General features: G+C 63.5%; 21 protein-coding genes. 12 read left to right on the plus strand and 9 right to left on the minus strand.

Features of this window, described 5'->3' with window-relative positions; translation table 11 throughout:
- Positions 1-22: 22 nt before the first annotated feature.
- A complete protein-coding gene (locus BM136_RS15415) occupies positions 23-601 on the plus strand; it encodes a YdcF family protein (RefSeq protein WP_092972770.1) in 579 nt (192 codons plus the stop codon).
- Between the two features lie 3 nt (positions 602-604).
- Here the strand turns inward: BM136_RS15415 and BM136_RS15420 are convergent, their stop codons facing one another.
- The 4 genes from BM136_RS15420 to BM136_RS15435 form a co-directional block, all read right to left on the minus strand.
- Positions 605-982, minus strand: coding sequence for a DUF4180 domain-containing protein (locus BM136_RS15420; protein WP_092973018.1), 378 nt, complete (start codon positions 980-982; stop codon positions 605-607).
- A 7-nt stretch (positions 983-989) separates the two neighbouring features.
- Positions 990-1,514: a signal peptidase II gene (lspA, locus tag BM136_RS15425; RefSeq protein ID WP_092972772.1), complete on the minus strand. Its 525-nt coding sequence runs from the start codon at positions 1,512-1,514 to the stop codon at positions 990-992.
- Positions 1,514-4,393, minus strand: a complete 2,880-nt coding sequence (gene ileS / locus BM136_RS15430) for an isoleucine--tRNA ligase (protein ID WP_092972774.1) — start codon at positions 4,391-4,393, stop codon at positions 1,514-1,516. The genes lspA and ileS overlap by 1 nt, the downstream gene beginning before the upstream one ends.
- 109 nt (positions 4,394-4,502) lie before the next feature.
- Positions 4,503-5,501, minus strand: coding sequence for a bifunctional riboflavin kinase/FAD synthetase (locus tag BM136_RS15435; RefSeq protein ID WP_092972776.1), 999 nt, complete (start codon positions 5,499-5,501; stop codon positions 4,503-4,505).
- Between the two features lie 219 nt (positions 5,502-5,720).
- On the opposite strand from BM136_RS15435, the gene BM136_RS15440 reads away from it, so the two are divergent.
- Positions 5,721-7,553: an ATP-binding response regulator gene (locus BM136_RS15440; protein ID WP_092973020.1), complete on the plus strand. Its 1,833-nt coding sequence runs from the start codon at positions 5,721-5,723 to the stop codon at positions 7,551-7,553.
- A gap of 60 nt (positions 7,554-7,613) precedes the next feature.
- Here the strand turns inward: BM136_RS15440 and BM136_RS15445 are convergent, their stop codons facing one another.
- Positions 7,614-8,279 (minus strand): response regulator transcription factor, encoded by a 666-nt coding sequence (locus BM136_RS15445; protein ID WP_024974972.1) that lies wholly within the window; start codon positions 8,277-8,279, stop codon positions 7,614-7,616.
- A 402-nt stretch (positions 8,280-8,681) separates the two neighbouring features.
- Here BM136_RS15445 and purN point away from each other — a divergent pair, with 402 nt between their 5' ends.
- From purN to nadC, 7 genes are all read left to right on the plus strand, one after another.
- Positions 8,682-9,332 carry a phosphoribosylglycinamide formyltransferase gene (gene purN / locus BM136_RS15450; protein WP_092972778.1) on the plus strand — a complete coding sequence of 217 codons (651 nt, stop codon included), beginning with the start codon at positions 8,682-8,684 and terminating at the stop codon, positions 9,330-9,332.
- Positions 9,329-10,723: an RsmB/NOP family class I SAM-dependent RNA methyltransferase gene (locus BM136_RS15455; RefSeq protein WP_092972780.1), complete on the plus strand. Its 1,395-nt coding sequence runs from the start codon at positions 9,329-9,331 to the stop codon at positions 10,721-10,723. Before purN ends, BM136_RS15455 begins: the two co-directional genes overlap by 4 nt.
- On the plus strand, positions 10,720-11,289 hold the full coding sequence (locus BM136_RS15460; RefSeq protein WP_092972783.1) for a phospholipase D family nuclease: 570 nt from the start codon (positions 10,720-10,722) through the stop codon (positions 11,287-11,289). The genes BM136_RS15455 and BM136_RS15460 overlap by 4 nt, the downstream gene beginning before the upstream one ends.
- Before the next feature lie 25 nt (positions 11,290-11,314).
- Complete coding sequence (locus BM136_RS15465) at positions 11,315-12,691, plus strand: mechanosensitive ion channel family protein (RefSeq protein ID WP_092972785.1); 1,377 nt, start codon at positions 11,315-11,317, stop codon at positions 12,689-12,691.
- 372 nt (positions 12,692-13,063) lie between these two features.
- Positions 13,064-14,254 (plus strand): DesA family fatty acid desaturase, encoded by a 1,191-nt coding sequence (locus BM136_RS15470; RefSeq protein WP_092972787.1) that lies wholly within the window; start codon positions 13,064-13,066, stop codon positions 14,252-14,254.
- A gap of 187 nt (positions 14,255-14,441) precedes the next feature.
- Positions 14,442-15,590, plus strand: coding sequence for a quinolinate synthase NadA (gene nadA / locus BM136_RS15475; protein WP_092972789.1), 1,149 nt, complete (start codon positions 14,442-14,444; stop codon positions 15,588-15,590).
- The gene (gene nadC, locus BM136_RS15480) at positions 15,587-16,486 is read left to right on the plus strand and encodes a carboxylating nicotinate-nucleotide diphosphorylase (RefSeq protein ID WP_092972791.1); all 900 of its coding nucleotides are present in this window, start codon (positions 15,587-15,589) and stop codon (positions 16,484-16,486) included. The genes nadA and nadC overlap by 4 nt, the downstream gene beginning before the upstream one ends.
- A gap of 3 nt (positions 16,487-16,489) precedes the next feature.
- On the opposite strand, the gene nadB is transcribed toward nadC, so the two are convergent.
- The 4 genes from nadB to radC form a co-directional block, all read right to left on the minus strand.
- Positions 16,490-18,091, minus strand: a complete 1,602-nt coding sequence (nadB, locus tag BM136_RS15485) for an L-aspartate oxidase (RefSeq protein WP_092972793.1) — start codon at positions 18,089-18,091, stop codon at positions 16,490-16,492.
- A gap of 178 nt (positions 18,092-18,269) precedes the next feature.
- A complete protein-coding gene (rpmG, locus tag BM136_RS15490; RefSeq protein ID WP_003262397.1) occupies positions 18,270-18,440 on the minus strand; it encodes a 50S ribosomal protein L33 in 171 nt (56 codons plus the stop codon).
- A 13-nt stretch (positions 18,441-18,453) separates the two neighbouring features.
- A complete protein-coding gene (gene rpmB / locus BM136_RS15495; protein WP_004631999.1) occupies positions 18,454-18,687 on the minus strand; it encodes a 50S ribosomal protein L28 in 234 nt (77 codons plus the stop codon).
- A 180-nt stretch (positions 18,688-18,867) separates the two neighbouring features.
- Positions 18,868-19,542 (minus strand): RadC family protein, encoded by a 675-nt coding sequence (gene radC, locus BM136_RS15500; protein WP_092972795.1) that lies wholly within the window; start codon positions 19,540-19,542, stop codon positions 18,868-18,870.
- Between the two features lie 119 nt (positions 19,543-19,661).
- On the opposite strand from radC, the gene BM136_RS15505 reads away from it, so the two are divergent.
- The 3 genes from BM136_RS15505 (at position 19,662) to BM136_RS15515 (ending at position 22,798) form a co-directional block, all read left to right on the plus strand.
- Positions 19,662-20,150 (plus strand): FKBP-type peptidyl-prolyl cis-trans isomerase, encoded by a 489-nt coding sequence (locus BM136_RS15505; RefSeq protein WP_092972797.1) that lies wholly within the window; start codon positions 19,662-19,664, stop codon positions 20,148-20,150.
- Between the two features lies 1 nt (position 20,151).
- Positions 20,152-21,135, plus strand: coding sequence for a 4-hydroxy-3-methylbut-2-enyl diphosphate reductase (gene ispH, locus BM136_RS15510; RefSeq protein WP_092972799.1), 984 nt, complete (start codon positions 20,152-20,154; stop codon positions 21,133-21,135).
- 454 nt (positions 21,136-21,589) lie between these two features.
- Complete coding sequence (locus BM136_RS15515; protein ID WP_092972801.1) at positions 21,590-22,798, plus strand: branched-chain amino acid ABC transporter substrate-binding protein; 1,209 nt, start codon at positions 21,590-21,592, stop codon at positions 22,796-22,798.
- The last annotated feature ends 111 nt before the right edge of the window (positions 22,799-22,909 follow it).

Raw genomic sequence — 22,909 nt, forward strand, 5'->3', positions numbered from 1 at the left:
TCCTCAAAAGCGCATTCTCGATATGGTTTTCGGTTGTTCCGCAGTTCGCAATGTTCTCGCTTGGATTGGCGGTTGCGCCATCGTTGCGGTGGTGGCCGGCGCGGTACTCGTCTGCGGGGCGAAGGCATGGCTGCGTGAGGAGCCGGGGCTCGCGCACGCAGACGTGATCGTCGTACTGGGCGGCGAATCGGGGCAGCGCGTGATCGGCGCTGCCGAGCTGTATCACGCGGGCGTAGCGCCTCGCGTGTTCGTTAGCGGACAGGGCGATTGCCTGCTGATCGAGCGCCGCCTTGTAATGGCCGGCGTGCCGGCGGAGCGCATCGGCCACGAATGTGTGTCCGGCAGCACGATGGAAAATGCGCGGATGACGCGCGAGACGTTGGCGGGCCTGCACGTCAACAGCGCAATACTGGTGACGAGCTGGTATCACACCGGCCGGGCGCTGGCGGTGTTCCGCAAGGTATGGCCGGAAGTCACTTGGGGTGCACACGGCGTATTCCCGGGCGATACGCTGGCCAAGTCGGTGCCGATCTACGAAGCCGGGTCGATTCTTGCCGAGTACGTCAAACGGGCGTGGTACGCCGTGCGTTACTGGGCCTGAGCCTCATTCAGCAGGCATGGGCCGCGTATCGGCGGCCAGGTCGTCCAGCGAGGGGACGAAGCGGATCGTGTCGCGCTTGTTGGATTCCCGCACCCAGTCGCGCAGGGCGCTGCTGGCCTCCAGGTGCGCCGAGATGTCGCCGACCACGGCGAGCTTGAGTCGGTAGTTCGTGATCTTCTGCGCGATGCCGCCGGCCAGGCCGGTGCGCAGCGCAAAGAACGCCGCATCAAGGCGGCTGACCGGCACGGCAACCATCGATGCGCCATGCCCCAGCGCCTCGCCGATCAGGTGGTCCAGCGCATCCTGCTCGCTGGCGATACGCGGGCCAGCCTCATCGAGGCACAGCACCGCTTCGCCGTTCCAATGCTGGAGGTTTGACACGGCAGCGTCAGCGACGCACCCGCCGCAGTTCGTCAACGATCAGCAGCACCGCACCGATGGTGATGCCGCAGTCCGCCACGTTGAAGGCCGGCCAGTGGTAGTTGTGCAGGTAGAAGTCGAGGAAGTCCACCACATGACCGTAGATGACACGGTCAATCACGTTGCCCAGCGCGCCGCCCAGAATGAGCGCCAGCGCAAAGCAGAACAGCTTTTGCCCGCTGTGCCGCTTGAGCAGCCACACGATGAACAGCGCCGCCGCCACGCCGAGGCCCGTGAAGAACCAGCGCTGCCAGCCGCCGGCCGCGGCCAGGAACGAAAACGCCGCTCCCTTGTTATAGGCCAGCACCAGGTTGAAGAAGCCGGTGATCGGCCGCGACTCGCCGTAGGTGAAGGTCTTGAGGATGGCGATCTTGGTCAACTGGTCCAGCAGGATCCAGATGACGGCCAGGCCGAGCCAGGGGCCCACGCCATGACCGCCGCCGCTCTTCTTCAACCCGATCGATTTGCTCTTGCCGTTGTTGCGAGTGGCCATCAGGCAGCGCTCCGTTGTTCGCCGGCGCCGAACAGGTTGTCGGTGCAACGCTTGCAGAGGGTCGGGTGAGCCGCGTCGTGGCCGACATCGGCGCGGTAGTGCCAGCAGCGCTCGCACTTGGCGTGCGTGGACGGCACCACGGTGATGAGCAGATCGCCGCCTTCCGGGGCGCGCTCCAATTTAGCTGCGGACGTGATCAGCACGAAGCGCAGGTCGTCGCCAAGGCTGGCCAGCGCGTCATGCACCGACTCACCCGCCGACACCGTCACTTCCGCCTGCAGCGACGAGCCGATCTTGCCGTCGATGCGCAGCGCTTCCAGCTGCTTGGTCACTTCGCCGCGCACGTTGCGGATGGCGGCCCACTTCTCCAGCAGCGCGCTGGCGCCTTGCGGTACTGGAGCGTTGTAGTAGGTGCTGGTGAAGATGGTGTCGGTGTGCTCGGTGCCGTGTGCGAAGACCTGCCATGCCTCTTCGGCCGTGAACGACAAGAACGGTGCCATCCAGTGCAGCATTGCCTGGGTGATGTGGTACAGCGCGTTCTGTGCCGAGCGGCGCGCCACGGAGTCGGGCGCCGTGGTGTACAGGCGGTCCTTCAGCACATCGAGGTAGAAGCCGCCCAAGTCTTCCGAGCAGAACGTCTGCAACTTGGCGACGACCGGGTGGAACTCGTACACGTCGTAGTGCGACAGGACTTCCTTCTGCAGCGAATCCGTCAGCGCCACGGCATAGCGGTCGATTTCGAGCCATTGCTCGGTCGGCAGCGCATGCTTGGCGTGGTCGTAATCCGTCAGATTGGCGAGCAGGAAGCGCAGCGTGTTGCGGATGCGGCGATAGCCTTCCACCACGCGCTTCAGGATTTCATCCGAGATGGCGAGTTCGCCCGAGTAGTCGGTCGAGGCGACCCACAGGCGAATGATCTCCGCGCCCATCTTGTTGGCGATTTCCTGCGGCGCGATCGTGTTTCCGATCGACTTGGACATCTTGCGGCCTTCGCCGTCCACCGTGAAGCCGTGCGTGAGCAGGCCCTTGTACGGTGGCTTGCCGTACAGCATCGAAGCCGTCAGCAGCGACGAGTGGAACCAGCCGCGGTGCTGGTCTGAGCCTTCCAGGTACAGATCGGCCAGGCGACCGTCCGGCAGGTCGGCCGAAGCGTCGTAAAGATCCGCCGCGTGCGAGCCACGGATGACGTGCCAGTGCGTCGTGCCCGAGTCGAACCACACGTCGAGCGTGTCGCGGTTCTTCTCGTACATATCGGCTTCATCGCCGAGCAGCTCGCGCGGGTCGAGCGTCTGCCAGGCTTCGATGCCGCTCAGTTCGATGCGCTGGGCGACCTGCTCCAGCAGCTCAGGCGTGCGCGGGTGCAGCGCGCCGGTTTCCTTGTGTACGAAGAAGGCCATCGGCACGCCCCATTGGCGCTGACGCGAGAGCGTCCAGTCCGGGCGGTTGGCGATCATGTTGTGCAGGCGCTGCTTGCCCCAGGACGGGTAGAACGCGGTGGCATCGATGCCTGCCAGCGCGGTCTCGCGCAGCGTAGCGTTGCCGTCGTTGGGCTGCACGTCCATCCCTGCAAACCACTGCGACGTGGCGCGATAGATGATCGGCGTCTTGTGGCGCCAGCAGTGCATGTAGCTGTGCGGGTGCTTGTGGGCGTCGAACAGGTTGCCGGATTCGCGCAGCACTTCGACGATCTTCGGATTGGCGTCCCAGATCATCTGGCCGCCGAACAGCGGCAGCGTCGATGCGTACACGCCGTTGCCCATCACCGGGTTGATGATTTCCGAGTCGGGCATGCCGTGCGATTTGCACGACTGGAAGTCTTCCACGCCATAGGCAGGCGCGGAGTGGACGATGCCGGTACCGGTATCGATGGTCACGTAGTCGCCCAGGTAGACGGGCGAGGTGCGGTCGTAGCCCGCGTCCATCTTGGCGAGCGGGTGGTGGAAGCGCACGCCCGACAGCGCCGCGCCTTCGCACGTGGCCAGCACGGTGCCTTCGAGCTTCCAGCTTTGCAGGCAGGCCTCGACGCGCTCCTTGGCGACGATCAGCAGACCGCGCGGCGTGTCGACCAGCGCGTATTCGATTTCCGGGTGCAGGTTCAGCGCCTGGTTGGAGGGGATCGTCCACGGGGTCGTCGTCCAGATCACGATCCAGCCCGGCTTGGCCTTGAGCACGTCGGCGCCAACGTGGAAGGCGCTGGCCAGTGCGTCGATATCGGCAAACGGGAAGCCGACGTCGATCGACAGGTCGGTGCGGTCCGCGTATTCGACTTCAGCTTCAGCGAGCGCCGAGCCGCAGTCGAAGCACCAGTTGACCGGCTTCAGGCCGCGAAAGACGTAGCCCTTCTCCAGGATCTTGCCCAGCGCGCGAACTTCATCCGCTTCGTTGCGGAAGTTCATGGTCAGGTACGGATCGGCCCAGTCGCCCAGCACGCCCAGGCGCTCGAAATCCGCCTTCTGGCGCGCGATCTGGCCGGTGGCGTACGCACGCGCTTTCTCTTGCACTTCCTTGACCGGCAGGCCCTTGCCGAACTGCTTCTCGATCTGGATTTCGATCGGCATGCCATGGCAATCCCAGCCCGGCACGTAGACGGCGTCCAGGCCAGTCAAACCGCGCGCCTTGATCACCATGTCCTTGAGGATCTTGTTGACCGCGTGGCCGATGTGCAGATCACCGTTGGCATACGGGGGGCCATCGTGGAGGATGAACTTCTTCGCGCCCTTGCGCGCGGCGCGGATCTTCTTGTAAAGCTGCTTGTCCTGCCATTGCTTGACCCACTGCGGCTCGCGCTTGGGCAGGTCGCCGCGCATGGGGAAAGGCGTGTCCAGCAGGTTGACCGGGTACTTGCTCTTCTCCGGCGTGGGCTTCTTGGCGTCAGACATGATGTGATGTGGGGCAGATTCGGGCAATTCGGGTGGGTGCAGGCGCGGCTGACAGTGCAGGACGCGCGTGCGCAGCGTGTGGCTTCTGGGCGGCGAACGTGTCGGCCGCCTACTGAATTCGGTCGGTGGCCGAGGTGGCGAAGTCGCGCCGCAGCGTGGGCGACTCGCCAGCCGGCGGAACAGGCAGGCCGAAGAACTGCCGCGCGTGAACACAGTCCTGCGCGATGGCGTCCTTGAGCGCATCGAGCGAGTCGTAGCGAGCCTCGTCGCGCAGCTTCTTCATGAATTCCACGCGGACCAGCTTGCCGTAGACGCTGGCGTTGTAATCAAAGACGTGCACTTCCAGCAGCACGCGGCCGGAGTCGTCCACCGTCGGGCGTACGCCAATGCTGGCGACGGCCGGCAGCGGTTTTTCAGCCAGCCCGTGCACCTGCACGACGAAGATGCCGGCCACTGCCGGCTTGCGGTGCGAGATGCGCAGATTCAGCGTCGGGAAGCCGAGCGAGCGGCCGAGCTTTTGCCCATGCACCACGTGTCCGCTGATGGCATAACCGTGACCGAGCAGGCGGCGGGCATGTTCGAGGTCGCCCGCGGCCAGCGCCTCGCGCACGGCCGAGCTGGAAATGCGGATGCCGGATTCCGACACCGAGCCCATCTGCTCGACTTCAAAGCCGAACTGGGCACCGGCGGCCTGCAGATAGTTGAAATCGCCCGCGCGCTTGGCGCCGAAGCGGAAATCATCGCCCACCAGCAGCCAGCGCGTGTGCAGGCCATCGACCAGAACATTGCGCACGAACTCGTCCGGCGTCTGCCCAGCGAAATGCGCATTGAAATGCTCCACGACCACGCGGTCGACGCCCTGGCGACGCAGGCTTTCCAGCTTGTCGCGCAGCAGCGCAATGCGGGTGGGCGCGCGGTCCGGCATGAAGAATTCGCGCGGATGCGGCTCGAACGTCATCACCGTGAGCGGCAATCCGCGTGCGTCAGCCGCCGCGCGTGCGCGGGCCAGCAGAGACTGGTGCCCGCGGTGCACGCCGTCGAAGTTGCCGATGGTCAACGCGCAGGGCGCGCGACTTTCGGCGTTGGGCAGGCCGCGAAAGACTTTCACGAGAAGCGTCGGTGGTCGAGGAAAGGGGAAGTGCGTTTTCGTGCCGGATTGGCGTGGCAGCCGCCAAAATCCAGCAAAACGCACATTATATAAGGGATTGCCCCATCCCCGGCGCGCACGCGGCTGGGTGTCGGGGTGTTGCACAATCGTCCGAACGGTGCGCCCGCGCGGCGCATGCTTGCGGCACAATCCGGTATCCAGTTTCTTCCCAATATTTCCTTGAACGCCTCGCTGCGCCTTTTCTTCGCCAAGTTCGGGCTTGCCAGCCGCGCGCCGCTTGAACTGGACGCCCGAGCCAAGCTGCTCGCCGCCGTGCATCGCGGGGCCCCCATGGGGATTGCTGCCTCGGTCGTGCTGCCCGCCTTGACGGTCGCTGCGTTCTGGGATGCCTCGAACCGCCCCGTGCTGCTGGGCTGGTGCCTGATCATGCTGTGCCTGACGGCGTCAGGTCTGCGCTTCTATTTCGGCTATCGCTACGACCTGACCCGCATGACGCTGGCCGCGCACACTCGCAAGTGGTGGACGGGCATGCACGTCATGTCGGCGGTGGGCGGGGTGGCGTGGGGCTGTTCGGCGGGGCTGTATCTGATGTCGCCGTCGCTGGAGTTCAGCAGCCTGCTGATGATCGTGATCATCGGTGTGGCGGCGGCGGCCGTGTTGTCGCAGGCGCCGGTACCGTCCAGCCTGCTGATCCTCGGGACGGGCATCCTGGCGCCGCACTTTGTGCTGGCCGAGCAGGCGTTTCCGGGGCATGGGCTGTATTTGCGCGGTGTGCTGCTGTTCTTTGCGGCGCTGCTGACGCGGCATGCCGTGAACATCCACAACACGCTGGTGCGCGAAATTCAGCTTGAAAACGAGAGCCGCCAGCTTGCGCGCCGCTATCAGGACGAGAAGCAGCGCGCTTTGTCGGCATCGGAAGAAAAATCGCGCTTCCTGGCTGCGGCCAGTCACGACTTGCGCCAGCCGGTGCATGCGATCGTGCTGCTGGTGGAGGCGCTGCGGGCGCGCAACCAGTCGGAATCCTTGGCGCCGCTGGTGGAGCAATTGGCCTCGGGCGCTGCGACCATCGATCTGCTCTTCCGCTCGCTGCTGGATCTGTCCAAGCTGGAGAGCCGCAAAACCTCGCCGACGCTGGAGCCGGTGGATCTGGGTGAGGTCATCACCGAAGTGGTCCAGCAGTTCATGCCCGACGCGCGCGCCAAGGGCCTGACGCTCGCAGCGCGCATTCCGCCGCTGCCGGTATTCGGGATGGCCGAGCCGGTGCTGCTGCGCCGGGCGCTGTTCAATCTGCTGCAGAACGCGCTGCGTTACACCGAGCGCGGCGGCGTGATGGTGGCGCTGCGCGTGCGCCAGAAGCATTTGCGGATCGAGGTCTGGGATACCGGCATCGGCATCGCGCCTGAGCATCAGAAAGACATCTTCTCGACGTACTACCAGGTCGAAAACCCCGAGCGCGATCCGAGCCAGGGCTTGGGTTTGGGCCTGTCGATCTACAAGGAATGTGTGCGTCTGCTGCGCGGGACGTTTGGCGTGCGCTCGGTGCCGGGGCGCGGCTCGATGTTCTGGATGGCGCTGCGGCCGGTGCCTGCTGAGATCAAGGCGCCGCTGGCCACCCAGCCACGCGCCGAGCAAAAGCGCGCCGTGCTCGATCAGCCGCGGTTCTCCGGCGTGGTGCTGGTGGTGGATGACGACCCGCAGATCCGCAAGGCCTGGCACGCGCTGCTAGAAGCGTGGGGTGTGGAGGTCCACAGCGCCGCAGATGGCCGCTCCGCAGAGCAACTTCTCGCGCGCGGCATCCGTCCGCAGATCATCTTCTGCGACCTGCGCCTGCCTGGCGAGGAGGATGGCCTGCAACTGCTCGAACGCTGGCAAGTCAGCCACCCCGATGCCCACGCCGTACTGCTGACTGGCGATCGCAACTCCGCCGCCCTCGCGCGCGCCGAAGAAGCCGGCTATCTACTGCTGGCCAAGCCGATGGACCCGAACATGCTGCGCGTGCTGCTCAAGCGCTGGCTGCGCGGTCGCTCAGCCGAGCCCCAGGTCGCTTACTGACGGAAATGTAAAACGGCGCCGTCGATGGCGGCGCCGGCATGATCAGTTCAGATGCGCAGATCAGGCTGCGCCCGTCAGGCGAAAGCGTTCCATGCGCGAGATGATCTGGATGCGCGTGCGCACGCCCAGCCGCTGCAAAATCGCCGAGACGTGTTCTTTGACGGTGTTTTCCGTCAGGCCCAACTGGCGTGCGATCGACTTGTTCGGCAGGCCTTCGAGCAGCAGCGCCAGCACCGAGCCCTGGCGCGGCGTCAGCCCCAGTTCTGCCGGCGTGATGGGGATGCCATGCGAGGCGCCCCCTTTGCCGTTGATGCCCCCCATATCGTCTTCCGACGGGAACGACGCATCGCCGCCAAAAATACCGGCCACTGCCTTGGAGAATGCATGGGCATCGGCGTGCTTGCCGATGAACCCGATGGCGCCCAGCGCTTGAGCCTTGGCGACGATTTCCGGCGTGTTTTCCGCCGACATGAAGGCAAAGCGCGCTTCCGGCAGTTTGCCGCGCAGTTCGCGCATGGCGTCGAAACCTGTGCAATCGGACAGCCACACGTCCAGCAGCACGACGTCCGGTCGGACGCCTTCTTCAATCAGCGCCAGCGCTTGGCGCCGGCCAATAGCCGCGTGCACCTGAACTTCAGGCAAGGCGTGCGCAAGAAACGTGGTCGTGCCAGATAAGGCGAGAGGGTGGTCGTCGACCACCAGCAGGCTACGCAGCGAGCTCGTCATTCTTATTCCCCGGTGAGGGCAATGCCCTCTTGTTGTTGTACGCGTGTCGACCCGGCGCGGGCGATGGCCGACGGGCCGGGTGTCTCACCCGGTGCCGATCGACCGTCACGGTATCGCCCGCACGATGTTGCAGCGCAGGATGAACGGACGTTTGATACGCGTCGGATCACCGCTGGCAGCCCACCCGACCCCTCGGGAGCGCGGACAATTATGGCGCTGAGATTATCAGAGCGCGCCAAAGCGCGCCAACGGTTGCCCCTTCCTTTTGCCGGCATGACAGAGTTTTTGCGGGCATGCGTCGGCAAAATGCCACGGTGGCTGCAAAAGCGCCCGCGGCATGGCTGCGCAGGCGTCACACCCGATTTTCTCGGGGAACTCCGGCGCACTTGATAAAATGCCGCGATGAAAAACATCGTCATTCTCATTTCCGGACGCGGCTCCAATATGGAAGCCATTGTCCGCGCCTGTCAGGCTGAAGGTTGGTCGGGACGCATTGCCGCCGTCATTTCTAATCGGCCCGATGCGGCAGGACTTAAATTTGCCGCTTCGCACGGCATTGCCACCGCGGTGGTCGACCACAAGGCGTTCCCCGATCGCGACAGCTTCGACGCCGCCCTGGCACAGGTGATCGACGGCTTTTCGCCCGATCTCGTGGTGCTGGCCGGCTTCATGCGCATCCTTACGCCCGGCTTTGTAAAGCGCTACGCGGGGCGCATGCTGAACATTCATCCGTCGCTGTTGCCGTGCTTCCCGGGTTTGCACACGCACGAGGCCGCGTTGGCCATGGGCGTGAAGGTGCATGGCGCGACGGTGCATTTCGTCACGGCTGACCTGGACCACGGCCCGATCGTGCTGCAGGCCATCATCGACGTGCGTCAGGACGACTCGCCGGATTCGCTGGCCGGGCGGCTGCTGGCGCAGGAACACACGATTTATCCGCGTGCCGTGCGCTGGTTCGTGGAAGGGCGGTTGTCGATCGAAGACGGTGTTGTGCGCGTCTCTCCGGATGAATCGCAGCTTGTCATTGGCGTCAACGCCCGGGAGGCAGCATGAGTCAGGATCGTCAGCGTTCGCGCGGCAATGGAAACAGCGGGTCGGCCAACAAGCGCGCGGGTTCCGGCGGTGGTGGCTGGTATCGGGCACCGCAGGGCAAGCCGGCACCCCGCAGCGCTCCGCGCCCGCGTACGGGCGTGCATGGCAGCCATCTGGAACACCTAGACAAGGTGCTTGCGCGCCTGCTCCACTTCGCGGCGCCCGCTGACATGGTGGTCAGCCAGTATTTCCGCGAGCACCATGAACTGGGCCACCGAGAGCGCGGCATCATCGCCGAAGCGGCCTTTGCTGTGCTTCGCCGCAAGGTGGAATTCGGCCAGTTTGCCGAGAGCGGCACTGGCCCGGCGCGTCGTCGCCTAGTGCTGCTCGGTTTGCTGCAGACGGCCGGGCGTGAGGCCATTGCCCCGTTCCTGAACCCGGCGGAGGCCGAATGGCTGGATCGCTGGGAAAATTGGGACCGCGCCGCGCTGGCGGCCCGCGTGCGTGCCAACCTGCCCGACTGGCTGTTCGACGCGCTGGTTGCCCAGCACGGTGCGGACTTCACCGAAGCACTGGCGCAAGCGTGGCTCACGCCCGCGCCGCTGGACTTGCGTGTGAATACGCTCAAGGGCGAGCGCGAAGCCGTGCTCGCCACACTGGCCGAAGCCGGTATCGAAGGTGCTGCGGCGCCGTTGTCGCCAGTGGGCATTCGCCTGGCGGGCAAGCCGGCGTTGAACAAGCTCGATATCTTCACCAACGGCACGGTCGAGGTGCAGGACGAGGGCAGTCAACTGCTCTGCCAATTGCTGGCACCTAAGCGCGGCGAGATGGTGGTCGATTTCTGTGCCGGCGCCGGTGGCAAGACCCTGGCGATCGGCGCGGCGATGCGCTCGACGGGGCGCCTGTATGCCTTCGACGTATCGGAAAAGCGCTTGTCGAACCTGGGGCCACGCCTGGCGCGCAGCGGCCTGTCGAACGTGCATCCGGGCCGCATCGACAGCGAGCACGATGCCAAGGTCAAGCGCCTGGCGGGCAAGATCGATCGTGTGCTGGTCGACGCCCCGTGCAGCGGCTTGGGCACGCTGCGCCGCAATCCGGACCTGAAGTGGCGCCAATCTGCCCAGGCCGTGGAAGAAATGTCGGCCAAGCAGTTGTCGATCCTCACGTCGGCGGCGCGGCTGCTGAAACCGGGTGGCCGCCTCGTCTACGCGACCTGCAGCGTGTTGGCGCGCGAGAACCAGCAGGTGGTCGAGCAGTTCCTGGCTGCGCATGAAGACTTTGTGCTCGTGCCCGCCGGTGAGGTGCTCGCCGCGCAGAAGATCGCCCTGGAAATGGGGCCCTACCTGGAGCTGTATCCGCACACGCATCAGACCGACGGCTTCTTCGCGGCCGTGCTGGAGCGCTGCGCATGATGCTGCGCCGTTTGGGTTGGCTGCTGGCCGCATGGCTGGCGTTTGCTGCAGGTGGCGAGGCGCTGGCCCGCAGCACGCCGCCGGTGCAGCCGGCCAAGGGCACGGTGCAGGCTGCGTTCACACCCGACGATGACATCGAAGGGTTGTTGGCAGACGCCATCGACCAGGCGCGTGAGCAGGTGCTGGTGCAGGCATATCTGCTGTCAAACAAGGCGATTACGCATGCACTGCTGGCGGCGCATCAGCGCGGCGTGGATGTGCGGGTGCTGGCCGATCGCGAACAGATGACGCGCTCCGGCGGCAGCCGCGTGCCCGAGGTGGCGAATGCGGGCATCCCCGTCTGGCTGGAGGTGCGCTACAAGAACGCGCACAACAAGGTCATCGTGATCGACCCGCGCGGGGCGCACCCAGTGCTGGTCACCGGCAGCTTCAACTTTACGCAGACCGCGCAGCGCGGCAATGCCGAGAACGTCTTGATCGTGCGCGGCGACGCTGACCTTGCCCAGCGCTATGCCGCCAACTGGCAGAAGCATGCGGGCGACGCGTTGCCCTATCGGACCCAATAAGGGTTCGCAATAACCGGTCACGCCAATGAACGGATTGCCGCTGAATCTGAACCATATCGCGCTGGGCCACATGATCGACGACATCGTCTCCGATCTGGGTGGTCCGCGCTTCATCTGGCAACTGGGCGTGCTGGTGCTGGTGCTCGTTGCCGCGTGGCTGGTCGCGCGACCGATTTCGCGGCGCTTGCATACGGCCCATGTGAACGACACGTTCGCCCTGCGTTTTGCCTGGTCGAGCCTGGAGCGGGCGGTGTTTCCGCTGATCGGCTGGCTGGTGGTGGTGGGCGCGCGCTATGCCCTGATCGGCACCATGCCGATCAGCGTGTTCCGCCTGGCTGCCGTGCCGCTGTTCGGCCTGGCGATTCTCTATCTCGGCTTCTACGTACTGCGCCGTGTGCTGTCGGGCAATGGTGAGTTGCACGGCATGCTCGTCGTCGCCGAGCGGGTGCTGACCACGCTGATGTGGATGGGCATGGTGCTCTATGTACTGGGTGTGCTGGGCGACGTGGTGGACTACCTCGACGGCATTCGCTTTGCGCTGGGCGGCAAGCAGAAGGTGAGCCTCGCCGCCATGCTGATGGGCGTGGTGTGGATTCTCGTCACAGTGCTCGTGGCGATGTGGTTCGGCTCGTGGCTGGACAGCCGCATTACGCGCGCTTCGGCCATTGATGCCAACCTGAAGGTGGTGCTGTCGCGTGTAACCAAGGCGGTGCTGCTGCTGGTGTCGCTGCTACTGAGCCTGTCGCTCGTGGGCATCGATTTGACGGTGCTGTCGGTGTTTGGCGGCGCGCTGGGTGTGGGCTTGGGCTTTGGCTTGCAGAAGATCGCCAGCAATTACGTCTCGGGCTTCATCATCCTGCTCGAGCGCTCGCTCAAGCTCGGCGATCAGATTACGGTCAGCACATACACCGGCATCGTCACGCAGATCCGCACGCGCTACACCGTGGTGCGCAACGGCGATGGCGATACGCTGGTTCCGAACGAATTGATGGTCGCGCAGGCGGTGCAGAACCACAACGAGCGCGGCACGGTGCGCGTGACAGTGCGCGTGCAGGCATCGTATGCCGCCGATCCGGAAATGGTGCTGGCGCTGCTGCTGCAATGCGCCGAGGGCATCCCGCGCATTCTGCCCGAGCCGGCCCCTGCCGCGTTCATGGCCTTGTTTGCCGACAGCGGCATCGAATACGAACTTGGTGTGTGGATCGGCGATCCACACAACGGCAAGCTTGGCGTGCAGTCTGACCTGAACCGCGCCATCTATCGCCGCTTCAAGGCGGCCGGCATCGACATTCCGTATCCGCAGCGGGAAGTGCGTGTGCTCGGGCCGCTGGCGCTGCAGCAGGGCGCTTCAAGCACTTCGGGTGATGCGGTAGCCTCATCCGGCGCGTCCCTGCAGGCCTAACATACCTGCGGGCGGAACGGTGCACCCTTGTCCGAGGTCAAAACGGCGGTTTTCCCCCATGGAATAGAGGGGGTATTCGGTTAAAATGCCGATTGCTCCCACAAAGGATCAGACGGGCCGTCGCAAAGGCCTAGCATTTGCGACAAAGCACCGCAAATACCTTGTATTGCGCTGGGGCGGAGATCACATGACCGGCAGCGAGAAGCTCGCCGATGTGACGCGCAAGCCGGGTGCCCGCACCCGAATCACCGCCAACACGACCCCATTGTCGTAACGCTACGACAGCGGATGGCCTTAAGAGGCAGCACCGTTCCGATCGATTGACGGACCAAAGGCTGCTTTGATCACCCCGAGTTGACCACGGAGAACACTTTGATCGACTCCTTTCTGACTTTCCTTGCCAACGGCACCCTGGACTGGGCCTGGTGGCAGATTCTGATTTTCACGCTGGTGATGACGCACATCACCATCGCCAGCGTCACGATTTTTCTGCACCGTTGCCAAGCGCACCGGGCGCTGGACGTGCATCCCATCGCCGGACACTTCTTCCGTTTCTGGCTGTGGATGACCACCGGCATGGTTACCAAGGAATGGACCGCCATTCACCGCAAGCACCACGCTAAGTGTGAAACCGAAGAGGATCCGCACAGCCCGCAGACCCGTGGCATCCGCAAGGTGCTGATGGAAGGTGCTGAGCTGTATCGCGCCGAGGCCAAGAACAAGGAAACGATCCAGAAGTTTGGCCACGGTACGCCGGACGATTGGGTCGAGAAGAACGTGTATTCGAAGTTCACATGGCAGGGCGTCGGTTTGATGCTGATTCTGGACGTGCTGATGTTCGGCGCGCTGGGCCTGACGGTGTGGGCGGTGCAGATGCTATGGATCCCGATCCACGCTGCCGGCATCATCAACGGTCTGGGCCACTTCTGGGGCTACCGCAACTTCGACTGCGAAGATGCTTCGACCAACGTGTCGCCGTGGGGCATCATCATCGGCGGCGAAGAGCTGCACAACAACCACCACACGTACGCCACGTCGGCCAAGTTCTCGGTCAAGTGGTATGAGTTCGACATCGGCTGGGGTTACATCCGAGCGCTGGAGATCATCGGTCTGGCGAAGGTCAAGAAAGTGGCGCCCAAGGCCCGTTTTGGCGACGTGAAGCCGGTTGACCAGAACACGCTGGAAGCCATCATCGCCAACCGCTACGACGTGATGGCCCGCTACGCCAAGACTGTGAAGGCGGCTTACCGCCAAGAGCTGGCCAAGCTGAAGGACTCGCGGGCTGTGGAATATCGTGCACTAAAGCCCGCCCGCAAGTGGTTCCACCGCGACGAGACCAAGCTGGGCGCGCCGCAGCGTGAGCAGCTCTCGCAAATCGTGTCGGACCATTCGGCGTTGCACACCTTCGTTGAGATGCGCCGCGAGCTTGGCGCGCTGTGGGGTCGTTCGAACGCCACGCGTGAGCAACTCCTGCATCAACTGCAAGAGTGGTGCAAGCGCGCTGAGGAAAGCGGCATCCACGCGCTGCAGGAATTTGCTGTTCGCCTGCGCCGTTACGCCTGAGTTTCTTGTTTCATAGGTGAAGCCCCGCTCCGCAGCGGGGCTTTTCTTTTGGGTAAACTGCCCCAACTCACATTTTTAACGGGCCGCGACAATGTATCGCGGTGCCAGTCCTCCTCACACGCCGTCCCTTTCATTGCCGCGCCAGCTTCTCGGCGCCTTAACAGCGCGAATGGACGCGGAGACCACCATGGAAACCCACATCAAGACGGTTGAATTCGAGCGCCCGGATATGCTTTCCGAGGCGCAATCCGGCGCCAGTTGCGTGGCCCACGCCTGGGCCAAGGTGCCGCCGGTGCTGTCGCGAGAGGAACGCGACGAACTGAAGGCTCGCATCAAGCGCCTGCTCAAGGAACGCGAGGCCGTCCTGGTCGCGCACTACTACGTTGACGCCGACCTGCAGGACTTGGCTGAGGAGACCGGTGGCTGCGTGTCCGATTCGCTTGAGATGGCACGCTTTGGCCGCGACCATTCGGCCAAGACACTGATCGTGGCGGGCGTGCGCTTCATGGGCGAGACCGCCAAGATTCTGAGCCCCGAAAAGACCGTGTTGATGCCGGATCTTGACGCGACCTGCTCGCTGGATCTGGGTTGCCCGCCGGAAGAGTTCGCCGCCTTTTGCGATGCGCATCCGGATCGCACCGTGGTCGTCTATGCCAACACCAGCGCCGCCGTAAAGGCGCGTGCCGACTGGATGGTGACCTCGTCCATTGGCCTGAAGATCGTCCAGCACCTGCACGCGCAGGGAAAGAAGATCCTGTGGGCGCCCGATCGCCACCTGGGCAGCTACATTCAGAAGCAGACCGGCGCCGACATGCTGATGTGGCAGGGCTCCTGTTTGGTGCACGACGAGTTCAAGGGCGTCGAGCTTGACCTGCTGCGCGCCGAGCACCCGAACGCGAAGATTCTCGTCCACCCTGAATCGCCGGAATCGGTGGTGGCGCAGGCCGATGTGGTGGGTTCGACTTCGCAGCTGATTGCGGCAGCGCAGTCGTTGTCCGCGCAGGAATTCATCGTGGCGACCGACAACGGCATCCTGCACAAGATGCGCATGGCGGCTCCGGGCAAGCGCTTCATCGAGGCGCCGACCGCCGGCAACGCCGCCACCTGCAAAAGTTGCGCGCATTGCCCATGGATGGCGATGAATGCGCTGACCAATCTGGCCGAGGTGCTGGAGACCGGTCGCAACGAGATCCACGTCGATCCCGCCGTCGGCAAGCAGGCCGTGGTCTGCATCGATCGCATGCTGGATTTTGCCGCGCGGGAAAAGGCCATGGTCCGCCCGCAAGGTGAGCTGGCAGCAAACGCGCAACTCTTTCAAGGAATCGGCCCGGCATGACGGCAACCCAGATTAACGCGACGAGCTTTGCCACACCGGCTCAGACAATTTTCGATAGCTTTGGCCCGGCACTGCGCGAGGCGCTGTCCGCCAACGTGTCTGCTGCTATTGCCGAGGACGTCGGCACGGGTGACCGCACCGGTTTGCTGATCCCCTCCGATCGCCATGCGCGCGCGCGGGTGATCGTGCGCGAGACCGCCGTGCTGTGCGGCACGCCTTGGTTCGATGCGTGCATGCGCGCCGTTGATCCGGCGCTGCGCGTTACATGGCGCCAGCACGAAGGCGACCGCATGGCGCCCGATTCGGTGGTGTGCGAGATTGAAGGCCTGGCGCGATCCCTGCTGACAGCCGAACGCCCGTCGCTGAACTTCCTGCAATTGCTTTCCGGTGTGGCGACAACGACGTCGCGTTACGCTGCGGCCATCGACGGCACGCGCGCCCGCGTGCTCGATACGCGCAAGACGCTGCCGGGCCTGCGCCTGGCGCAGAAGTACGCCGTGCGTATCGGTGGTGGCGAGAATCAACGCCTGGCGTTGTATGACGGCATCCTGATCAAGGAAAACCACATCGCTGCGGCGGGCGGCGTGACGGCAGCCCTGCGTGCGGCGCAGGCACTGAACACCGGCGTGACAATCCAGATCGAGGTAGAAACGCTGACTCAGCTTGAAGAGGCGCTGGCGGCGGGCGCTACCTCCGTGCTGCTCGACAACTTCGAACCGCCCGCGATGCGTGAGGCTGTGCGCGTGACGGCGGGCAGGGCGCTGCTGGAGGTGTCCGGCGGCGTGAACATCGAGACGATCCGCACCTTTGCCGAAACGGGTGTGGACCGTATCTCTGTCGGCGCGCTGACAAAGGACGTGCGCGCGACCGACTACTCTCTGCGGATCGTTGAGTAAGCCTTAGCGTTTCCGGGCGATCTGCCGATGGGTCGGCTGCATGACCGTCGGCAGCGCCTTGGGCAACGTTTCGGGGTAGTCGCGCGAGAAATGCAGGCCGCGGCTCTCATGCCGTGACAGCGCACTGTCGACGATCAGCGAGGCAGCCTCGACGAGATTGCGCAGCTCCAGCAGATCGTGGCTCACGCGGAAGTTGGCGTAGTACTCCGTGATCTCTTCGCGCAACAGCGCAATGCGGTGCTGCGCCCGCTCCAGCCGCTTGTTCGTACGCACGATGCCGACGTAGTTCCACATCATGCGGCGCAGTTCGTCCCAGTTGTGTGAGACGACGACTTCCTCATCGGGATCGGTCACGCGGCTTTCGTCCCATGCGGGAATCTGCACCGATGTTGGGCCGGAGGCCGGTTGCGCGAGGATGTCTTCCGCCGCGCCGCGCCCGATCACCATGCACTCCAGCAACGAATTGCTCGCCAGCCGGTTGGCGCCGTGCAGGCCGGTGTAAGCCGTCTCGCCGACGGCGTACAGGCCAGCGATATCCGTGCGCCCAAGATGGTCCGTCACCACGCCGCCGCACGTGTAGTGCGCTGCCGGCACGACCGGAATCGGTTGGCGTGTGATGTCGATGCCCAGCTCCAAGCAGCGCGCCATGATGGTCGGGAAGTGTTCCTTGAGGAACGCGGGGCTCTGGTGGCTGATGTCCAGGTAGACGCAATCCAGGCCACGTTTCTTCATCTCGAAGTCGATGGCGCGGGCGACGATATCGCGTGGAGCGAGCTCAGCGCGCTCATCATGCGCCGGCATGAAGCGCGTGCCGTCGGGCAGGATCAGCTTGCCGCCTTCACCGCGCACGGCTTCGGTAATCAGGAACGATTTTGCGAACGGGTGGTACAGGCACGTGGGATGGAACTGGATGAACTCCATGTTCGCCACACGACAGCCCGCACGCCAAGCCATGGCGATGCCGTCGCCGCTGGCCGTGTCCGGATTCGTCGTGTAGAGATAGACCTTGCCTGCGCCGCCCGTGGCCATCACGGTTTGGCTTGCGGTAATCGTCTTGACGTGGCCTGATGCAATGTCGAGTGCGTACAGGCCATGGCAGCGCATGCCCGGCTGGCCCAGCTTCGCATCGGTAATCAGGTCGATCGCAAAGTGGTCTTCCAGCAGCGTGATGTTCGGGTGGTTGCGTACCTTCTCAACCAGCGTCGTGACCACGGCATGGCCGGTGGCATCGGCGGCGTGGATGATGCGTCGATGGCGATGGCCGCCTTCGCGCGTCAGGTGGAAGCCGAGTTCAGCCTGCTCGTCGCGCGTGAAAGGCACGCCATGGCCGATCAACCATTCAATGGCCGAGCGCCCATTTTCGACGATGTAGCGGGTGGCAGCTTCATCGCATAGCCCCGCCCCGGCGATGAGCGTGTCGTCGACGTGCTCGTCATGGCTGTCGCCTGAATCGAGCACTGCGGCAATACCGCCCTGCGCCCAATCGCTGGCGCCTTCAGGCAGGCTGCGTTTGCTGATGACGACCACGCGGCGGTGATCGGCTAGGTGCAGGGCGACGGTCAGGCCCGCCAGGCCGCTGCCAACAACGGCAACATCGAAATTCATGAAAGACGCGGGACGCGGTGCAGGCGCGGCTGGTGAATAACACAGTCGCGTGTCAATCGGAAAGAAGAGCAGTGTACACCGCAGCATGCGCCAAACAGCAGGCAACAAAAAACCCGCCTGAGAGCGGGTTTTTGCTGTCGGTCATGCCGACGGAAGCAAGATGCGCAATCCGCGAGGATTACTTGATCTTGGTTTCCTTGTAAGCGACGTGCTTGCGGGCGACGGGATCGAACTTCATGATCTCCATCTTTTCCGGCTTGGTGCGCTTGTTCTTGGTGGTCGTGTAGAAATGACCCGTACCTGCGGTCGATTCCAGCTTGATCTTGTCGCGTCCGCCTTTGCTGGCCATGTTTAACTCCTAATTAGACTTCGCCGCGTGCGCGCAGGTCCACGAGCACTTCGTCGATGCCTTTTTTATCGATCAGGCGCAGACCAGCGTTCGAGACGCGCAGGCTCACCCAGCGGTTTTCGGATTCGACCCAGAAGCGACGATTCTGCAGGTTCGGCAGAAAACGGCGCTTGGTCTTGTTGTTTGCGTGGGAAACGTTATTGCCGACCATCGGCGCTTTCCCGGTCACTTGACAGACGCGTGCCATGGAGCACTCCTAACTAAATTCGTTGGCTACAGTTTGCGACCGGGCGCTGGGACCAAAACCAAGCGCAGCGCCACTGTAGGGGTGGGACTTCAGCGAAACGCGGATTATACACACAAAACCGCTGACAAATCAACGAGATCGATGGATTGCCGTTGGGCACTGTGCAATGCGGCATCGGCGCTACATTTTGCCGTGTTCCCGGAAGCCGTAGACGTGAGTGCGACCGACGATCATGTGATCCAGGACCATCACGTCGAGCATGGCCAGCGCGCGGCACAATTCGCGGGTCAGCGTGATGTCGGATTCGCTGGGCTCTGTATTCCCGGTCGGGTGGTTGTGGGCCAGGATCACGGCGGCTGCATTGTGATGTAGCGCGCGCTTGGCAATCTCGCGCGGATAGACGCGGGCTTCCGTCAGCGTGCCCCGGAAGAGTTCCTCCCAGGCAATCAGTCGGTGTCGCACATCTAGAAAGAAGCAGGCGAAAACCTCGTGCGGGCGGTGGCCGAGCGTCAGGCGTAAGAAATCTTTCACGCTTTGTGGAGAGTCAAAGGTCTGGCCTTGGGTGAAGTCTTCTTTTAGTGCACGCCGACCAACTTCGAGCAGCGCATGCAGTTGCGCGTATTTGGCGGGGCCCATGCCGTTGATCGACGAGAACTCCTGTTGTGACGCATGGCACAGCCGTGCGAGCGATCCAAAGTGCATGAGCAGTTCGCGGGCGAGGTCGACAGCGCTTTTGCCTGGCATGCCCACGCGCAGGAAGATGGCTAGCAATTCCGCGTCGGAGAGCGCGGCAGGGCCGTGGGCGAGCAGTTTTTCACGCGGCCGCTCGTGGGCGGGCCAGTCGACGATTGCCATAGGGTAGCCAGGAGCAGAGGAAAGGCCCCGCCAGCGAGAGTGCGGTGGGCTTCGCGCCTGCGGCCGCGGGGAGGGCTGACGTACAATAACGGGTTACTTTTTGGTCAAGCAGGTTAAGCGTGCAAAATTTGGTGAACGAGGCGTCCGGGGCGGCGCCGAGCGACGCAGGCAAGGTGGTTGGCCCGGATTCCTTTCTGACGCTGCACTATCGCATCGCGCTGGAAAACGACACGGACATCGTCACCACGTTCGACGACAAGCCGGCCACGCTGTTGCTGGGGCAAGGCCAGATGGCGCCGACGCTGGAACAGGCGCTGCTCGGCATGCGCGAGGGCGAGCGCACGACGTTCCGCCTGGCGCCCGAGCACGCGTTCGGCCCACGCAATCCGGAACTGTTGCAGCGCGTGTCGCTGGCCACGCTGCGCGAAAACTCTTCGTTTGAAGAGGATTACCAGCCGGGCGACCTGGTTGAGTTCAATGCGCCGAGCGGCGGTAAATATGCTGGTGTGCTCAAGGAAGTCGGTGAGACCTCCGCACTGTTCGACTTCAATCACCCGCTGGCTGGCCAGACGATCGTGTTTGAAGTCCAGTTGATCGGCATCCTCTGATATGAGCAACGCTGTGAACACCCCGCTCGATTCCATTGATCCTGTCACCCAGGCCGACGCCGAGGTCTTGCTGGCGCAGCCGCGCGGCTTCTGCGCCGGCGTGGATCGCGCCATCGAGATCGTCGAGCGCGCGCTGGAGCTGTTTGGCGCGCCCATTTACGTGCGTCACGAGATCGTGCACAACGCCTATGTCGTGGGCGATCTGCGCAACAAGGGCGCGGTGTTCGTGCAGGAGCTCGACGATGTGCCTGTGGGCGGCACGGTCATCTTCAGCGCGCATGGTGTGTCGCGTGCGGTGCGCGAGGCGGCGGAGGCGCGCGGCCTACGCGTGTTCGATGCGACTTGCCCGCTGGTGACCAAGGTGCACGTGGAAGTCTCGAAGATGCGCGCGCAGGGTTTCGAGATCATCATGATCGGGCACAAGGGGCACCCGGAGGTGGAAGGCACCATGGGCCAAGCCAACGACGGCATGCTGCTGGTCGAATCCGTCGACGACGTAGCGCATCTTGAGGTGAAAGACCCGAGGCGTCTGGCCTACGTGACGCAGACCACGTTGTCGGTGGACGAGACCCAGGAGATTGTGGCGGCCATCAAGGCACGTTTTCCGGCGGTGCACGAGCCGAAGAAGCAGGACATCTGCTACGCGACGCAGAATCGCCAAGACGCGGTGAAATTCATGGCGCCGCAAGTGGAAGTGGTGATCGTGGTCGGCAGTCCGAACAGTTCGAACTCAAACCGCCTGCGTGAGCTGGCCGAAAAGCTGGGTGTGCCCGCCTATATGGTGGACACGCCTGAACAGGTGAGGCCCGAATGGGTGGCGGGCAAGCGCCGCGTCGGGCTGACCGCGGGGGCTTCGGCGCCCGAAGAACTGGCGCAATCGATCGTTGACCGTCTCAAGGCGCTGGGCGCGCGCACCGTGCGTCCGCTTGATGGCATCCAGGAAAACATGTCCTTCCCCCTTCCGAGGGGTCTTCAAATCAATTGAATGCCTTTATGTAAATGCCCACTTAAAAACGCACAAAAACTGTGCGCCCTAATGCGGTGCATAAAGCGCTTTCGAGGAATCGACGGCCACTTCTTTCAGGAGTGGCCGTTTTGTTTTGTGCATTGCAGAAACCTCTTCAATACCGGCGAAGCCTTGATTTATCGTGCGAATCGCCCGCCAAGCCGCACAAATAGGGGGTTTCCCTTAGTCTGGCACGGTTCTTGATAGGCCTATGCGCCGTTCGCGAATGCCTGCGCGAAATGACGCCTGTTTGGGCATTGGGGAAAGCCCGTAAAGCGGCGTAGTTACTGCAAAAATCGTTGTTGCGACGCGTATTGCATCCGCAATAAAAGGGGATACAATTCGCGCGTTTCAAATTGAAACAATCGGCGCGGGGGGAGCGGCCGGGAGGCAGGACGCTCTTCTTGCTCTTGCGAGATCTAGGAGATCACTCATGCAAATTAAGTTTGCCAAAGTTCTGCCGCTTGCGGCTGCCGTGGCACTCGTAGCAGCTTGCGGTAAGAACGAGGAAAAGCCCGCAGACCAAGCTGCTGCACCTGCAGCAACGTCGGCTCCGGCTGCTGCTGCCGGCGGCGGCGAGACCGTCGTCAAGATCGGTCACGCGGCTCCGCTCACGGGCGGTATTGCTCACCTTGGCAAAGACAACGAAAACGGTGCACGCCTGGCCGTTGAAGAAGCCAACAAGGACGGCCTGACCATCGACGGCAAGAAGATCAAGCTGGAACTGGTCGGTGAAGACGATGCGGGCGACCCGAAGACCGGCACCGCCGTCGCCCAGAAGCTGGTTGACGAGCACGTTGTTGCTGTCGTGGGCCACCTGAACTCGGGCGTTTCGATCCCGGCCTCGAAGATCTACAGCGATGCAGGCATCGTGCAGATCTCGCCGTCGTCGACGAACCCTGACTACACCAAGCAAGGCTTCAAGACGACCTATCGCGTGGTTGCGACCGACGCGCAGCAAGGCCCGGCACTGGCGAACTACGCCGCCAAGACCCTGGGTGCCAAGACCGTGGCCATCGTTGACGATGCCACCGCCTACGGTAAGGGCCTGGCCGACGAGTTCGAGAAGACCGCGAAGGCTGACGGCGTGAACGTTGTGGCGCGTGAGGCCACCAACGACAAGGCGACCGACTTCAAGGCCATTCTGACCAAGATCAAGGGTAAGAAGCCGGACGTGATCATGTACGGCGGCATGGATGCCACCGGCGGTCCGTTCGCCAAGCAAGCCAAGGAACTGGGCATCACGGCCAAGATCGTTGGCGGCGACGGCGTGTGTACCGACAAGGTGGCCGAACTGGCTGGCGACGCAATCGACAACATCGTCTGCTCGGAAGCAGGCCTGGCGCTGTCGAAGATGGAGAAGGGCGCGGACTTCGAGAAGAAGTACCAAGCGCGCTTCAACACGCCGGTGCAGATCTACGCACCGTTCACGTATGACGCCGTCAATGTGATCATCGACGCGATGAAGCGTGCCAACTCGACCGACGCTGCCAAGATCCTGGCTGCCATGCCGGCAACCAACTACAACGGCGTGATCGGCAACATCGCGTTCGACGACAAGGGTGACCTGAAGCAAGGCTCCATCACCCTGTACAACTACAAGGACAAGAAGAAGAGCGTTCTTGACGTTGTGAAGATGTAATCGAAGGGTTATCCGCCCTAAAAACGGCACCGCGACTACCCCTGCGGTGCCGTTTTTTATAGCCTCGCCAATGAAACAAGGCCCTCACCATGGGCGTGTCGGCAGGCCGCT

It is taken from the genome of Ralstonia sp. NFACC01 (assembly GCF_900115545.1).
GTDB lineage: Bacteria > Pseudomonadota > Gammaproteobacteria > Burkholderiales > Burkholderiaceae > Ralstonia > Ralstonia mojiangensis.

Bases quoted from the DNA above. Each gene is read 5' to 3' on its own strand.
- BM136_RS15415 (WP_092972770.1), top strand. From the start codon at position 23: ATGGTTTTCGGTTGTTCCGCAGTTCGCAATGTTCTCGCTTGGATTGGC.
- nadB (WP_092972793.1), bottom strand. From the start codon at position 18,091: ATGAATTTCGATGTTGCCGTTGTTGGCAGCGGCCTGGCGGGCCTGACC.
- BM136_RS15455 (WP_092972780.1), top strand. From the start codon at position 9,329: ATGAGTCAGGATCGTCAGCGTTCGCGCGGCAATGGAAACAGCGGGTCG.
- BM136_RS15465 (WP_092972785.1), top strand. From the start codon at position 11,315: ATGAACGGATTGCCGCTGAATCTGAACCATATCGCGCTGGGCCACATG.
- rpmB (WP_004631999.1), bottom strand. From the start codon at position 18,687: ATGGCACGCGTCTGTCAAGTGACCGGGAAAGCGCCGATGGTCGGCAAT.
- ispH (WP_092972799.1), top strand. From the start codon at position 20,152: ATGAGCAACGCTGTGAACACCCCGCTCGATTCCATTGATCCTGTCACC.
- ileS (WP_092972774.1), bottom strand. From the start codon at position 4,393: ATGTCTGACGCCAAGAAGCCCACGCCGGAGAAGAGCAAGTACCCGGTC.
- lspA (WP_092972772.1), bottom strand. From the start codon at position 1,514: ATGGCCACTCGCAACAACGGCAAGAGCAAATCGATCGGGTTGAAGAAG.
- BM136_RS15445 (WP_024974972.1), bottom strand. From the start codon at position 8,279: ATGACGAGCTCGCTGCGTAGCCTGCTGGTGGTCGACGACCACCCTCTC.
- radC (WP_092972795.1), bottom strand. From the start codon at position 19,542: ATGGCAATCGTCGACTGGCCCGCCCACGAGCGGCCGCGTGAAAAACTG.
- purN (WP_092972778.1), top strand. From the start codon at position 8,682: ATGAAAAACATCGTCATTCTCATTTCCGGACGCGGCTCCAATATGGAA.
- nadA (WP_092972789.1), top strand. From the start codon at position 14,442: ATGGAAACCCACATCAAGACGGTTGAATTCGAGCGCCCGGATATGCTT.
- nadC (WP_092972791.1), top strand. From the start codon at position 15,587: ATGACGGCAACCCAGATTAACGCGACGAGCTTTGCCACACCGGCTCAG.
- BM136_RS15460 (WP_092972783.1), top strand. From the start codon at position 10,720: ATGATGCTGCGCCGTTTGGGTTGGCTGCTGGCCGCATGGCTGGCGTTT.
- BM136_RS15515 (WP_092972801.1), top strand. From the start codon at position 21,590: ATGCAAATTAAGTTTGCCAAAGTTCTGCCGCTTGCGGCTGCCGTGGCA.
- rpmG (WP_003262397.1), bottom strand. From the start codon at position 18,440: ATGGCCAGCAAAGGCGGACGCGACAAGATCAAGCTGGAATCGACCGCA.